We start from the raw sequence: 16,210 nt of genomic DNA on the forward strand, positions 1-16,210 counted from the left end.
GACGAAGCTTGCGCTTCATTCAAAAATTGTAAAACTTATTTTTGCCTCATCGTTCAGTTTTCAAAGTTCGTCTGCCGCTCTTGGCGACTAAATGATAATAACATTTAATTCTTTTTGATGTCAACAACTTTTTTGTTTGTTCAACGTTTGTCGCTGGCAACAGAGATAACTATATCACCTGCTTTTTAATCTTGCAAGCATTATTCTAAAAAAACTTTTGATTATTTTTCGTATCTTTATAAAGTTTGAATCTCAACTTCTAAAAGGAAGAACAGATCACTTCAAAGAATACACTTATATCTAATAACGACTATCAACCGATAAGGAGACACATTCATGATCCAAACCGATTTACAAAAACCAAAAAAGCGTTCACCGTTTAGAATCTGGTCCGGTACACAAGTATACACAATGAAACGACGATTGGAATGGATGACAGACAAACGACAATACGTCTCGAAACAAAACATTGAACCAATGCCTTATCTCATTTTTACACACCGAACTCCCCTCTATCGACAACTACGAGATGTAGACATGGAAGTTCAACATAATAAAGTCACGAATCTAAAGATCGCAATCGCAAACCTAAACGGAGCCATCCTAACACCGAACGACGTCTTTTCTTATTGGAAGATGATTGGCAAGCCTACTAAACGAAAAGGCTATGTCGATGGCATGATTCTGCATTACGGAAAGGTCACCTCAGGAATCGGCGGTGGCTTATGCCAACTATCTAACCTCATTTATTGGATTACACTTCATAGCCCATTGACTGTAACTGAGCGTTATCGTCATAGCTACGACGTGTTTCCTGACTATCGAAGAGACCAACCATTCGGAAGTGGCGCAACATGCTCTTACAATTATCTCGATTTACAAATTACAAATCAAACCGCACAAACGTATCAACTCCTTCTATATATAGAGGGAGATTATCTCGTAGGTGAATGGCGCTCTACCATCCCGAATAAAGAGCAGTATCGTATATATGAAGAAAACCATCATTTCACCCGTGAGTGGTGGGGAGGGACAATACGACATAATCAGATTTTTAGAGAAGTAACTTCAATGAATGGCACTCATCTCCGGAATGAATTCATTACAGAGAACCATGCCATCACGATGTATGACCCTTTCCTACCTGAAAATACCGCATACAAAAAAGCCGACTCTTAATGAAAGAGCCGGCTTTTCAAATGAACTTATGCGTGTGGTAAGAACATGAAGTATGCCAAGAAGATGATTAACATCCCATACATGATTGGATGAATTTCTTTTGTCTTTCCTTTCGCAATCATCATAAGTGGGTAAAGGATGAACCCAAGTCCAATTCCTGTTGCGATTGAAGATGTCAATGGCATCATAATGATCGTCAAGAAAGCCGGTACTGCGATTTCGATTTTCTTCCAATCGATATCAAGAAGAGCCGAAGCCATGAGCACACCGACAATGATTAATGCAGGAGCCGTAACCGGCGCTGTTACAACCGCCAAGAGAGGTGAGAAGAACAATGCCAAACCGAAGAACAATCCTGCGAACACCGCCGTCAAACCTGTACGTCCACCTGCAGCAACACCAGCTGACGATTCAACATATGAAGTCGCTGTAGATGTTCCGAAGATCGCACCCGCTACCGTTGCTGTCGAATCAGCCATTAACGCCTTACTTGCGCGCGGTACTTTGTTTTCTTTCATGATTCCTGCTTGACGCGCCACGGCAACAAGCGTACCAGCCGTATCAAAGAAATCGATGAAGAAGAACGTTAAGATGACAATCAGCATTTGGAGCGTGAATACGTCACTAAAGTTGATGAACGCTTGACCAAATGTTGATGACATGCTCGGTGGCATTGACACAACATCAGAGATTGCCGTCGGTGTCGGAACGAGACCGAAGATCATACCAACGATTGCCGTCAACAACATCCCGATGAAGATTCCACCTTTTACATCACGCGCCATGAGTAACGCACTGACAACAAGTCCGAATACAGCAAGAAGTGTCGTTCCCGTTCCAAGTGAACCGAGACTTACGAGTGTCGCTTCGTTCGCTACGACAATTCCTGCGTTTTTCAATCCGATGAAAGCGATAAAGAAACCAATCCCTGCCGCGACTGCCATTTTAAGTGGAGCTGGAATCGCGTTAACAATTGTTTCGCGAATACCTGATAGCGTCAATACGATGAAGAAGAGACCCGATACGAGTACACCCGACAAAGCCGTTTGCCACGGTACACCCATTCCGATAACAACGCTATATGCGAAGAACGCGTTGAGGCCCATGCCCGGCGCAATCGCAATTGGATAGTTCGCTAAAAGTCCCATTGTCAATGAACCGACTACCGCAACAAGTCCAGTTGCGACGAAGACCGCGCCTGTATCCATCCCCGCTGCCCCGAGAACGTTTGGGTTCACGAAAAGGATGTACGCCATTGCGAGGAACGTTGTGAATCCTGCAATCAATTCAGTGCGGACACTCGTTCCAAGTGCTGTGAGTTGGAAGTAACGATCAATCCGACTCGTTGTAGGTTGTTGCTGTTCTTGCTTGAGCTGTGTGCTCATTTGTTTTCCTCCTTGTACTCGCCGTAAAACGAGAAAAGGTCCCCGGCAAATGACCGAGGACCCCACGCGAAACATACGAGGGCATACACCCTCATCTATGTCTCGCCGTAGTGAAATCATTTAAGGTGATTTCGTAGAGACTCTCGGGCCATATTCCCGACATTATACGGCAAAATATTTTATGATTGTTCGGTTATAATAAGAACGTTCTTATCGTATCAGCGTGAAAATAGAATGTCAACTAAATTCACGGATTTTATATATTAAAAAAACGTTAATGTTCGGTTTTAAGACAAAACAGAGGGTATGCCCCCTCTGTTTTGCTTATTCCCATTCGATTGTTGCAGGCGGCTTCGACGTAATATCATACAGCACACGGTTAACGTGGCTGACATTACTAGCTTCAACGGTATATCCAAATCAATTATCGCTCAATTTTATCAGTTATTTGTTTGTACAATTGTAGCAGGTGAATATTTAGTAATCAATGCTTTAGTAATCCAAATCCATATTTAAAAAACCTAAGCTTTAAGACACCTACATTATTAAAGAACGAAACTTAATAAAATTTCTTAGCACAAGCAATATTAGAAGATAAGTATATATTATCCATTCACTTGATGTTTCAATTTCAGTATTTATAAACAAAAGCTTAATTAGAGCTATAATTACCACCCATAAAGACACTTCAAAAACAGAAACATAAATATTGTATGTTTTCCGATTGAAATGTTCTCCGGCTAAAACCTCCTTCATAAACGGTACAAATATTGTATACGTTATAAAAGAAAACAAAATAAAAGTTAATCCCCATGATAGATCTGTAAAGAATGCAGTTATTAACGTACCGACAATAATATATAAACCAGCAAATAACAGTAAAATTAATTGGCTGTTTTGATTTACTCTAGTGCTTTTGAATGTTCGTCCGCTATGAGACTCGATTTTCACCCTTTCCCACTCTTCTTTAAGATACATACCAGCTAATTCTACTAATTCATTTGACCAATCCAATAAATCTTGTCTCCCTTTATTACCTAATTCCCTTCTAATTAACTCTTTTATTTTATCAATCATTTCTAAATATAATTTTATTTTCGATTCCTCATCAAATTCCTCATCAAATTCCTCATCAGATTCCTCATCATTTTTTCTAGCATTTTCAAACCACTCAAGTTCTTCTTGTAATTCTTGTAAATGTTCTTTATCTAATAATGAAACCATGCTGTCAATTCTTTCTATGTATTCAGCTTCTGTCTTAATTTCACCTCTGGTGGATTTGTAAAAATCATAGATCAATATATATTTTTTGTTTATTTTATCAATTAATGAAACAATTTTTTTATCCTTTTCACCAACCGGATTTAAATGTAGTTTAATTCGGTGTCTTAAATAACTCAGCTTCTCGATATAAGCATTTAATTCAGCGCCTTCTAATATCTTTTTTTGTTTGTAAAAGTAAGTCAGCGATGAGTATTCCGCCAACAAATCCTTTAACTGCCCTATCCACTTTACCCTTTCACTGGTTACCGCATTTACATAGAGAGTTCTTTTATTAGTTACTAAGCTATTGATCAAATTAGCTACCCCAACAATTAATGTGATCCCTATACCAATCAGTGTTATAAGATCTTTAGTGTCCAAATTCCACCGCCTCCTCTAATAGTATTTCCTAACTCTAAAGCAATCTGACCTATAGAATTTTGCACCCGAATTTCATACGTCGAATTTTTATAGAATTTAGAATGTGTGTTTTCACCTACTAATCATTATATACGCTAAAATTGATGATATTTATGTGTATAATAACCCCCGCCTTCGTTTTTTAAAACGAAACAAATTAATGTATTTTGATTCATAATCTTACTCTTTGTTTATACGCCTCTTATTTTCCTTAATTATTTTATAGACAGTTGCTCTTCCTATACCATATTCTTTAGCGATATCTTTCGCGCTCTCGCCACTTGTGAACAATGCACAAACATGCTTTCTAACTTTCTCATCTACAGTTGGTCTTCCTCCAATTCTACCTCTCTTACGAGCCGCTTCTAATCCCGCTCTTGTACGTTGCTGGATAATATCACGCTCAAACTCAGCAAAAACAGCTAACATACCAAACATAGCTTTTCCTGTTGGGGTAGATGTGTCAAAAGCATCACTTATCGATACAAAATCAACTTGCTTTTCTTTCAATTGCTCTGTCAATTCATATAACTCCTTAGTACTTCTAGCTAAACGATCTAGTTTATACACTACGAAAAGATCTCCTTGCGTAGAAGCTTTCAATGCATTATTCAATTCAACTCTTTCACTCTTTCGGCTTGATATTTTTTCAACATACATAACTAGCCTAAACCCTTTTTCTTCTGCGTACTTCTTAATAGCTCTTTCTTGCACATCTAAGTTCTGTTCTTCAGTACTAACACGACAGTAACCAATGATTCGATTCATTTATACACCAACTTTCTATTTACCATACGTTTTATACACTTTTGATAATAGACGAGTTTATAGACGAAAACAATGAAAAAGAGCGCGTATAAATGTTAATTTATACGCGCTCAAAAACGATCTAGAAAACGATGGTTTAATAGACAAAATATTATTTGATTTTTATTTCAAATTCTTGTTTTAAAATTTCTATCGTATGGTGTTCAACACCATCATTTGTACCAAGTTTACCACGGAAAGCTCTGATTAAGATAGATTCTCTGATACCTTCCAATTTTAGAGTAGTATCTTTTATCAGTTTCAGCACTTCTCTTTCCTTGTGTAGCATTTTTTCAATCTTATTCACTACTTGCTTTTGCTCTTCAATTGGGGGAACAGGAACAGGTATACGACTTAATTCTTTTTGGTTTATTTTAGGAAGTACTGATCTTGATCCAGCTGTAGATGCTTTTTCAACAAAAACTGGAGAAAGCATATACCAGTAAAGATATTTAGTCTCTAAACAAGTATTAATTGGATACATATCAGCGCTACACAAACCTTCAAACGGTGCAATGATGACTTTCGATAAGTATGGTCGTATTTTAGAATATAGAATCTGCTCCTTATAAAAATAATGTTTCGGACTTTTCACTTGCGATTCTTGTATTGTTTGATAGTTTAAAAGCTCTCCTGTATACTTCCTGATATTATCGGGAGCAATATGAGGAAATTCTTGATACAGGCTTGGATCCACTAAATTTGAATTAACTTTTGCCACTTCGCCAAATGTTCTCCATTCCCATTTGCTTGGAAGAGAATCTTGATTCCCAATTATACTGTAGTGTTCACCCTTTACTTTATGAAGTTCACCACGAAAAGCTTTTTTTAACAATGCATCTCTTCGTAACGTCGAAGCTTCTTGAACTTCCTCAAGTATTTCTTCAATCTGATCAAGCTTACACAAAAGTTGCTCAATTTTTTCAACAATCCTTTTTTGTTCTTTTACGGGAGGTAAAGGTAACGGATAAGCTTCCAAATATTTTTTAGGAACGCGTTGTTGACCAACAGCGCCAGTCATTTTCATTTTAGCCTGTTTTCTAAAACTCTCTGTTCTCAGTAAATAAAAAAGATACTTTTCATCAACAGCTTTTGTTGCACGAAGAACATGAAACTCAGTTGAACCAAATCCAAATTTATTCTTCAGATCTTTAGCTATAACAACGTTACCATTTTCCATACATGGAGTAATTTTAGCAAAAAGAACATCGTTTTCTTCAAAATAAGTATATCCTTTTTTAACTTTTTGAAATTCTCGTTCTTCTAATCTCTCTATCCTTCCTTTTTTTGCACTTACCATACCCATCGGTAAAAAACTGCAATATTGCTCATCTGGAACCTCTAATTTTGGTTTAGTTGGATTTATAGTAACTACTTGACCTAGATTTACAAATATCCAATTGTTCGGTATTTGAAATGGATGGTCGTTCAAAGGTAAACACAATTCTTCCACTAATTCATTTATTTTTTTTCTACTCTTACTCAATTTTTAATTACCTCATTTTTTTCAACAGTACTTAATTCGTCAACGATTTCACTTAACAAGGTTATTGCACTTTGAAGCTTGAAGACTGTATCTTCTGCTGACTCAAGCGGATCTGGTAAAGTATCGTATTTTGAAAATGAATCGTCTATTATAAGACCAACATCTAAACTATCATTATTTTCGGCGATAGATTCTCTTGTGAAGACATTCCATCGAGGGTCATTTACTTTAGAGCGGTCTGGAGCAATGTACGCTTTCATGAAGTTTTCGAAATGAGACATTTCAAGTTGATTTCGTTTCCCAAAAGTATTCATATTTGTTCGAAGATCATAAACCCAAACGCCTTCTGTATTGTCTCGCTCAGTTTTACCTTTAGTAAAGAATAGAACGTTGGTTTTAACACTTTGAGCGTAAAAAATACCTGTTGGTAAACGAAGGATAGTATGCAAATCACACTTGTTCATTAAGTCTCTTCTAATTTGAGTTCCTGCACCACCTTCAAATAGTACGTTATCTGGTACAATAACCGCAGCCCTAGCTTGACCATCTTTATTCAATCCATTATAAATTAATTGTAAAAAATTTAGTTGTTTATTCGGTGTGTCATATGTCAAATCGTCCCTTGTTACTCGTTCACCCCCTTTTTTTGTTCCAAAAGGAGGGTTTGTAAGAATGACATCAAAATTTTTCATCCATTTGCCGTTACTTGATAAAGTATCACCTTGTTCTATACGACCTTCAATATCATGTAACAATGCATTCATTAATGCCAAACGGTGTGTATCCTTTACAAGTTCCATTCCTGCAAAAGCTTCATGCTTTTGAAACTCCACTTCCTCTACACTTAAATTGAAATGATTATCCGTTTTTTCTTTCACATGCCGATCTGCTGCAATCATAAAACCAAAGGTTCCAGCAGCAGGATCAGCACAACGTTCTCCTGGTTTTGGATCAATCAATTGCACCATTACATCAATCAAAGGACGAGGTGTAAAATATTGACCTGCTCCTGATTTTGTCTCACTCGCATTTTTTTCAAGCAAACCTTCATAAAGATCCCCTAATCCTTCTTGTTTAGCATTGTACCAATCAAGTGCATCAATAGACTTGATAATTTTTTCTAAATTTTTTGGTTCTTCAATGCTAGTAGAAGCATCACTGTAAACGAGACGCAATTTATCATTTTCGTTGCTACCTAAATCAAGAAGAAGTTTTTGATAAAATTGTTTCAATAGTAAGCCTTCTTTTTCAATAAGATCATTCCAACGATATCCTTCTGGAATGATCACTTCAGTCTCTTGCTCCTTCATCATTTTTAAGAACAGTAGATACGTTAATTCTGTTACATATTGTTGATAATTAATTCCGTCATCCCGTAATACATTACATAGATTCCATAATTTTTTTACAATTTCTTGGTTCGTCATTTTACTCCTCCAAATTTCCTATTTATACGATTAGTTTATAATTAACTAACTAATTAGCAAGTCAATTTTATTATTATAACGCAAAAAGTGCTGCTAAATTAAGTCAGCAGCACTATAACTATACTATCCTACATACAAGTTATCATTAATTGTCGCCACAATAGGATCAATTAAATCTCCAAATTCTCTTTGCAATGTTCTAAATCCACCACTACTCTTAAATGGTTCTTCCAAAAACGCATCTTCTGGTGTAGGCGCTAAAACAGGGAATAGTAACAATTGTTTTTCAATCCGTTCTAACCATTTTCTCTGCCTTGGTGTCCAATCATGAAGTACATGTACCTTTTGCATCGCATACTTAATGCGTGTTTCATGATCAACTAACGCTACACCAAGAGCGGCTTGGCGAATAAAGCTAATAATATCTGCAGCAATCTCTTCATTCTTCGCTTGCTTCCAAGCAATTTGCAAATGTGATTGCTTAAAGCCTTTCGTCTCCAAAATTGTAATAAGTTCTCGCAGATCCTTTCTGGTTAAATCTTTTGGACGAGTACAAATTAACTGAAGAGCTGGTATTTCATTCATATTGTCTTTAACGAATTGAACAAAACCATCTAAGTAGTCTTCAGGGCGCTCATTCCCCTCTCCATATCCTCGACTCACTTCTGTAACTTCATCTTCATGAGTAGAGATATATCGACGACCTGCTTGGGCTTTGTACTCTCCCACGTATTCGAACAAGATTGAATGATCGATAGCTTCTTGAGGTGAATAGTTCTTCACTTCACTAATCCAATCATCAATGCTTTTTCCATTAGACAGTTCTTCAAATTTCTTTTTGTCTTCTTCGCTCAGTCTTTGTTTACGACGTTGTAGCTTAGCGGTTAATTGTTCACTAAAGAAACTCACTTCTTCTTCTGTTTCTGCGTTAGCTAACCGCTCATGCAATTCTCGAATACTGTGATTTTGACTTTTCACAACAGGCTTCATTTCTGTATATTTCTGAAGTTTATCATATATCCCAACGGCATCATAAATATTAAAATGGGTTTTATTGATCTCAGGACAAAGTCGCGTCGCACGACCAAGCATTTGGTCGTAAAGAATCCGAGACTGCACACGTCGCATGAAAACAATATTCGTAATACTTGGCACATCAATACCTGTAGTAAGAAGATCAACCGTAACAACTACATTTGGCAAGCGTTCATTCTTGAAGCGTTTAATCGCTTCAAGCGGTTTGTAAATAGAACCCGTGATTTTTACAATCGAATCGTCTTCAACCTCATCACCACGATCTTTAAAAGCCTCTTTTAACAACCGCACAATTAAATCGGCATGCTGATCTGTGGCAGCAAAAATAAGTGTCTTTTCTTTACCCATGGGATCAATGTACTCTACAAGCTTGTTTAATATAGCCCTGTTAAATGGTTCGGTAATAACTCGCTTGTTGAACTGTTCAACTTCAAAATGAAGAGTATCTTCTACTTTTTCTAATTGAACTTCATTGTTCTCAGCATCGTATACTTCTACTTCAGTGTCTTTTTCAAAAGTAATCCCTAACGTCGATAATTCGGTTTTAAATACATATGGAGGTTCATGATCAGTTAAAAACCCATCCAAAACCGCTTCACTATATGAATACTTAAAGATTGGCATCCCAAATATCTCCGTTGTATGAAGAGCCGGCGTTGCTGTAAGCCCTAAACAGGTTGCATCAAAGTAGTCAATAACACGTCTGTACTGGCTAATGTAGTCGTTCTGGTCTTCAAACAATAGTTCATCATCTGTCATTTCTCGATCGCTAGTATACCCTCTGTGAGCTTCGTCCACGATAATGAAATCATATTGCCCTACACTTGGTGTACGGTTTTGATCGCTATAAAACAATCGATGTACCATCCCCTGGACAGTGGCTATATGAACTCGAGTCATAATTTCAGGTGTTAAATCATCTAAAGATTTAACATCGTAAATACTTGAAAACGGCAATCCTTCTATTTCTGTATCTTTTAATGCGTTTTCTGTTTGAATACCAAGAGATTTACGATCGACTAAAAATAGAATCCTTCGACTCTTTTTCGCTTTAATCAAACGATACATAAGTGCAAGTGCAGTTCTTGTTTTCCCCGTACCAGTCGCCATTGCGACGAGCATTTTACGTTGTCCTTCCTGCATTGCTTTTTCAGCTGCTAATACAGCGTTTTGCTGGTAATATCGTAATCCAAATTTCGTAATATCCTCTTCCTGCAACTTTTCATTTGCTACTTCATCGTTTTGACTCAAAAGTAATTGCAAATCTTCTGGTGAATGCCAACCTTCAAGTGGACGGGCATGATCCGTTGGTTTACGAGCATCCCAAAACCATATTCCTGACTCTTCGTGTAACTGTCTTAAGAACGGTCTACCATTAGTCGCATACAGAAACGGTACTTTATAATCACCTTGTAGATCTAATAACTTTTCATCTTCCATTGAAACTGCATTTCTAGCATATGTTTTAGTCTGACTCTCTAAAACAGAAGGTATATTTTTATGCTTTGCTTTAGCCTCAATTAACCCCACAAGTTGCAAGCCAACAAAGAGTGCATAATCAACTCGCCCTCTCCCAACTTTCCATTCAGCTATAGCCATGTTCTTATTTTTTTCTGGTTTTGTTTTATTTGTATAAGCATTTAAATTAAGAGTGTCAGCCTCCCAACCTACAGAGCGTAGCTTTTCATCGATAATCATTCTTGTTTCAGCTTCTGTTAGGTATTGATTTCGACTATTATTTTTAGCTCTCTGTCTACGTTCCTTTTTCAAATCAGAAGTTACTAATTTTGCATCTTTGCGAATAGTATTTAACTCTTCTTCTAAATGTTTGACTTTAAGATCATATTCGTTTTGTAACTTATCCAGTTCTAATCTTTCTTCTTTTTCTATCGGCTCACAATAAGCAGAAGCTTCAAAGTTCCATTCTCCGTATACTTCCATAAACCAGACAGATATACGATATGCAAGATGGAGCGTCGCTTTTGCCTCTTCAACTTCTCCATATTCCGCTCCATGCACAGCTTTGTTACCCTTTTTACGTATCGTCTCAAATAACTCAATTAACTCTGAGTGAAGAATACCTTCTTTCCTCAATTTATTAATTCGATCGACTTGTTTTGTATCATAAGTTTCTTGAAAATTTTCAAGAGCAAAAATATATTTCGTCATCGTCTCAGCAAATAAACGCAACTTCATTAATGTTGTATGGGGATCAATGTAAATATTTCGTTCTGCTGATTCTCCTAAGTTAGCTAGAACCGACCATTTATCATTTAAAAAGGAAAAGTTGCTTCCCATAGTCACCACCACTTTATCAAGTATTTGTAACTATTATACCATCTAATTGTATAAGGTTTACAGAAGGTATACCGTAATGAGCTTTTAGCAAATTCATTGTGATAACTCTAATTTAGTCCTAATCTAAGTAACATAATTTAATTTCGATAAAATAAATATTTTATTCAATAAAAGAGCAGCTTATTTTATGAAGCTACTCTCTCGTCACACACACCTATTGCACCACCTTTAAACTTTTCACGATTGGTTTTGTATTGATCTTCTGCTTCTTCTATTCCCCATAGACTGGTATATTTCTTATGAACCCATCTCGTATAGTAATTCTTTGAAACCGTATTATTTACATTGAAGTGTACGCAATATAAAACTTCATTTTCAAACAGGACTCTAAGATAATCTACAACGGATTTTCTAGCTATTTTTGTATTTTTGACAATGGTATCTATTTTTATATATGAGATCGGGTAGGATGTTGAAGAATAAAACAAGTAACCTACTACGTTAAGATATGTTGCGAATATCTTTGGTTTATAGTTACTTTTCAAATTAATAATTTTTTTTACGTCTTCGTAGAAAACCTTTGCAAATCCATACCTTTCATCTTTCCCCGTAGGTCTAATAAAGTAATTGTTGGCATGTTTGAGTTGGTACACACGTTTTATCATCGAAATATCTTCATAAATTTCTATATGACCTTCACTTTGTAATCTAAGAAGCGATTGATTGGTACGTAATTTAGTTGAACTCTGTTCTAAATCCATTCCAATATACTTCATCAAATGATTAACACCTGTAAGTGCAACTCCTTGAAAATTGTTAGCAAGTGTTTTTATAATCACTAAATGATATACATCTAAATCACCGTGCTTCCCTAAATGTCTTGTTTCAACCAATGACTTAGAAAGCATGATGAACGATTCTTTATTCTCTTCCTGTAATGAAACTGTTGACTTATTTCTACTCAATTATATTTACTCCATTTCTTTTATTAAAATTCATTAGAAGCAATAGACAAATGATAATTTACTAATGTCGAGAGAATGAGGCGTAGCCGAATGCTGGGCATATTTATCTCTACTTATATTTTTGTATCTATTATTCTTCTATCTATTCTTCTGAAAAATCACCAAATCCACTATATTTTTTCATCACTTTTTAACCTCAGGGGTATACCCGACTTTCGGGTGGTATTATTATCTCCACCACCAATATATTAGGTGTAGTTTTTGAACTTCTTGTAAAACTACACCTTAAATATCGGTAAGTTTACTCAAAAAGGGATTTACATTTCAAAAATCAGTTGATTTAGGTGATTATAATCTCGGTAAATAGTTTGTCTCCAACCTTGCTCTTCTTTTCAATAAAATTCGTACCCATGATTCGTTGCTGTAAACTATTCAACAACATAGGTCCTAATATGTCTCTAGGTACTACTTTTATTACCTCAATTAATATTTTCGTACCTTTAGCGACATTGCATGTCTTACACAGTACCCAAGCGTTTTCAGTAACACTAGAAGTTTTCGGATTACATATATGTTGAGGAAATCTATGATCTACTTGTAAATTCGATGTGCCATTACAAATTTGACAAAACTGACCGTACTGTTTAAAAATCATTTCCTTTTGCTCTTGAGAAAAATCACCACCATTTGTTCTTCGTTTTTTATTACGCATTCTATTGCATTCTTTACAAGCACTAGTTAACCCATCTTTTTTACTTTTATCTTTGCTAAATTCAACATTGTTTTTATACTGCGAACACTTTGTACATCTTTTCATTATTTAGTATTTAGTAGCATTTTTATAAAACCCTACTTTTTCAATCCTCACTCTCTATTCTTTGTATTCTTAAAACTATGTATTTCCATTATACAAAATCCAAAATCAGCGAATTTCGAAAGAAATGTTATAAAAACATTGACAAAAGTCTTAAAAACCGTGTCAAGTACTTTTTTTATTTTTTTCAAAAAAATTGACTCTTTTTTTTGCACTAGCGATAAATATTAAGAATTTATTGCCTAATTGGAGATGATTTGACAGAAGTGTTTCGTATCGATATTTTTTACTTCTTCCAAATGTGTGTCTACAGTACCTCTGAGAGAAGAAAGAAGGTATGTAGTAAATTAAAAAAGCAGCTACATGATAGCTGCCTAGAACGTTGGTATCAAATTAATTACTTATGCTTAACGAAAAAATCGGATTTTTTCTTATCTGATATTAAAATCGTTTAAAGGACTATAACATTTTCCGATTTCTAATATACTCTCTTGCTCTAGTCCTCTTAAATATTTGACTGTCATTTGTGTATCATAGTGTCCGAGTAATCTACTTAAACTGTATACGTCAATTCCGTTTCGTAATTGCTTCTGAGCAAAATAGTGGCGACAGTCGTGGGGAGAACACCTTACTTCGGCTCTTACTCCTACATTTTTGCAATGTCTTCTTAAAATCTTATTTATGGTAGAGCGGTGTAGTCGAAGAGCAGATTGATCTAAAAAGTAATAGCTCTCTATTTCTTCAATATTTTTATGCTCAAAACGTTTCTTTCTTTCTACTTCATATTTCCTCATATACCTACGCATCGTTTTACTAATATATACTAAGCGCTGTTTAGAACCCTTTCCATGAATCAAAATACTCTTTGAAGAAATATCATTCGTTGTAATTGATATTAGCTCTGAAACACGAATTCCTGTATCAAAGAGTGTTATTAACATGAGTTTGTCTCGTATGTTTGAATACGTTGCTTCTGGTACATCACTGATAATCCTTCTAACTTCATCGTCATTAAAAGTTGTTATAACTCGCTTTTCCTCTTTGAGATTTTTAATTTTTCTCATGGGATTATCTAATTCATCTATGAATTCCTCATCAATCAAGTAGTTAAAGAATACTTTTAAAGTGGCAATATTGTTATTGATCGTTGCCGCTCGCTCACACCCTAATTGCTGATGATGTTGGATATACTTTTTTACATGAATAGCTTTAACATCTTCAACATACTCTACCGCCATATGAAGTTTCATAAATTCTTGCCATTTGGTTAATCTCCATACACACATCTCAATATATTTGGATTGTCTTCCTTGAATTTGTTGATTAAGTTTAAAATCATCCATCAACACTAGAATTTCATTCATAAAATCAGCCCCCTTTTATTCACAAATAACGTGAGTAAAAGAGAGCTGATTTTGAAATAGAATTGTTGCAGGTGATTGGGTTTATCATTCATCTACAACTAGAAACCGTTGATACAGAAGCGTTCAAACGCCCTTACCCTAACATCGTCAAACCGCTTATTCCCATTCGATTGTTGCAGGCGGCTTCGACGTAATATCATACAGCACACGGTTAACGTGGCTGACTTCATTGACGATACGGACAGAGATTTTCTCAAGTACATCCCATGGAATGCGCGCCCAATCAGACGTCATCCCATCAATTGATGTAACTGCACGGACGCCGACTGCATAGTCGTACGTACGCTCGTCACCCATAACTCCAACTGAGCGAATCGGTGTGAGTACCGTGAAGTATTGCCAGATATCTCGTTCAAGACCTGCTTTCTTCACTTCTTCACGCAAAATTGCATCTGATTCACGGACAATTTCGAGTTTCTCTTCCGTGATTTCACCAAGTACACGAATTCCTAGACCCGGGCCTGGGAATGGCTGGCGCCAAACGATATAGTCAGGAAGACCGAGCTCAGTACCGAGCGCACGGACTTCATCTTTAAAGAGCGTGTTGAGCGGCTCGATCAACGTGAAGTTCATATCTTCTGGCAATCCACCGACATTATGGTGTGATTTGATCGTTTGCGCTGTATCTGTTCCACTCTCGATAATGTCTGTGTAGAGCGTTCCTTGTGCGAGGAAGTCCATATCGACAAGTTTCGATGCTTCTTCATCAAATACATAGATGAACTCGTTTCCGATAATTTTACGTTTTTGTTCAGGGTCCGACACACCAGCCAACTTCGTCAAGAAACGTTCTTGCGCATCGATTTTGATGACCTTCATGTTAAATCCGTCAGCGAACGTCTTCATGACGCTATCTGCTTCTCCTTTACGAAGGAGACCGTGGTCGACGAACATACATGTCAATTGATCACCGATGGCGCGATGCACGAGTGCCGCAACGACAGAAGAGTCGACGCCACCTGAAAGGGCACAGAGCACTTGCTTGTCACCAACGATTTCACGGATCTTTTCGACTTCGAGGTCAATAAAGTTCTCCATTGACCATTCACCTTTAGCACCACACACTTCATAGATGAAGTTTTTCAAGATGTCGTTCCCATACTCCGAGTGACGAACCTCTGGGTGATATTGAACACCATACATTTTCAACTCATCGTTTTTAATCGAAGCGACCGGGCAAGATGGGTTCGTTCCGTCGACAATGAATCCTTCCGGCGCTTCCATGACGAGGTCGCCGTGGCTCATCCATACTGTATGTTCAACAGGAAGTCCATTGTAGATAGCTGATGCTTCCGGTGTTGAGAACAATGTCGCTTTTCCGTACTCACGGTGTGCGGCACGTTCGACACGACCACCGAAATGATGCGTCATGAGCTGCATACCGTAGCAAATTCCGAAGATTGGAATACCTAATTCGAAAATTTCTGGGTCACAACGATATGCGCCTTCCGCGTATACGCTGTTCGGTCCACCAGAGAAGATGATGCCGACTGGGTTCAATTCGCGAATCTCCGCTGCAGTCATTTTATGTGAATGCAACTCACTGTATACGCCAAGGTCACGGACACGACGCGTGATCAACTGGTTATACTGTCCACCAAAATCGAGCACCAAAATCATTTCTTGTTCTACTTTCACGAAATCTCCACCTTTCTGCCTTCTCCTCAAAAAAAGGACGAGCCTCTCCCCAGATTATCCAAACCGAAG

General features: G+C 36.8%; 11 protein-coding genes, 1 pseudogene and 1 riboswitch. Of the genes and pseudogenes, 1 reads left to right on the forward strand and 11 read right to left on the reverse strand.

Annotated features, from left to right (window positions below; all coding sequences use genetic code 11):
- Positions 1–336 precede the first annotated feature (336 nt).
- Positions 337–1,179, forward strand: coding sequence for a VanW family protein (locus tag KNO86_RS14040; RefSeq protein WP_214697227.1), 843 nt, complete (start codon positions 337–339; stop codon positions 1,177–1,179).
- A gap of 26 nt (positions 1,180–1,205) precedes the next feature.
- Here KNO86_RS14040 and KNO86_RS14045 read toward each other — a convergent pair whose 3' ends face one another.
- From KNO86_RS14045 to guaA, 11 genes and pseudogenes are all read right to left on the reverse strand, one after another.
- Entirely contained in the window at positions 1,206–2,564 is a 1,359-nt protein-coding gene (locus KNO86_RS14045) for an NCS2 family permease (protein WP_251125744.1), read from the reverse strand.
- Between the two features lie 88 nt (positions 2,565–2,652).
- Positions 2,653–2,754, reverse strand: a riboswitch (purine riboswitch).
- A 134-nt stretch (positions 2,755–2,888) separates the two neighbouring features.
- Positions 2,889–2,963 (reverse strand): annotated as a pseudogene (locus tag KNO86_RS14855) (GMP synthase (glutamine-hydrolyzing)); the annotation flags it as partial.
- A 138-nt stretch (positions 2,964–3,101) separates the two neighbouring features.
- Complete coding sequence (locus KNO86_RS14055) at positions 3,102–4,208, reverse strand: hypothetical protein (RefSeq protein WP_214697229.1); 1,107 nt, start codon at positions 4,206–4,208, stop codon at positions 3,102–3,104.
- Positions 4,209–4,427: 219 nt separating this feature from the next.
- The gene (locus KNO86_RS14060; protein ID WP_214697231.1) at positions 4,428–5,015 is read right to left on the reverse strand and encodes a recombinase family protein; all 588 of its coding nucleotides are present in this window, start codon (positions 5,013–5,015) and stop codon (positions 4,428–4,430) included.
- Positions 5,016–5,166: 151 nt separating this feature from the next.
- Positions 5,167–6,540 carry a restriction endonuclease subunit S gene (locus tag KNO86_RS14065; RefSeq protein WP_214697233.1) on the reverse strand — a complete coding sequence of 458 codons (1,374 nt, stop codon included), beginning with the start codon at positions 6,538–6,540 and terminating at the stop codon, positions 5,167–5,169.
- Complete coding sequence (locus KNO86_RS14070) at positions 6,537–7,967, reverse strand: class I SAM-dependent DNA methyltransferase (protein WP_214697235.1); 1,431 nt, start codon at positions 7,965–7,967, stop codon at positions 6,537–6,539. The genes KNO86_RS14065 and KNO86_RS14070 overlap by 4 nt, the downstream gene beginning before the upstream one ends.
- A gap of 123 nt (positions 7,968–8,090) precedes the next feature.
- Positions 8,091–11,300, reverse strand: a complete 3,210-nt coding sequence (hsdR, locus tag KNO86_RS14075) for a type I restriction-modification system endonuclease (RefSeq protein ID WP_214697237.1) — start codon at positions 11,298–11,300, stop codon at positions 8,091–8,093.
- A 185-nt stretch (positions 11,301–11,485) separates the two neighbouring features.
- Complete coding sequence (locus tag KNO86_RS14080; protein ID WP_214697239.1) at positions 11,486–12,265, reverse strand: hypothetical protein; 780 nt, start codon at positions 12,263–12,265, stop codon at positions 11,486–11,488.
- 340 nt (positions 12,266–12,605) lie between these two features.
- Entirely contained in the window at positions 12,606–12,977 is a 372-nt protein-coding gene (locus KNO86_RS14085) for an HNH endonuclease (protein ID WP_214697241.1), read from the reverse strand.
- Positions 12,978–13,510: 533 nt separating this feature from the next.
- On the reverse strand, positions 13,511–14,443 hold the full coding sequence (locus KNO86_RS14090) for a tyrosine-type recombinase/integrase (RefSeq protein ID WP_214697249.1): 933 nt from the start codon (positions 14,441–14,443) through the stop codon (positions 13,511–13,513).
- A gap of 156 nt (positions 14,444–14,599) precedes the next feature.
- Positions 14,600–16,123 (reverse strand): glutamine-hydrolyzing GMP synthase, encoded by a 1,524-nt coding sequence (gene guaA / locus KNO86_RS14095; protein WP_251127027.1) that lies wholly within the window; start codon positions 16,121–16,123, stop codon positions 14,600–14,602.
- Between the last annotated feature and the right edge of the window lie 87 nt (positions 16,124–16,210).

Source organism: Exiguobacterium sp. s160 (assembly GCF_018617575.1).
GTDB classification, from domain to species: Bacteria; Bacillota; Bacilli; order Exiguobacteriales; family Exiguobacteriaceae; genus Exiguobacterium; species Exiguobacterium aestuarii_A.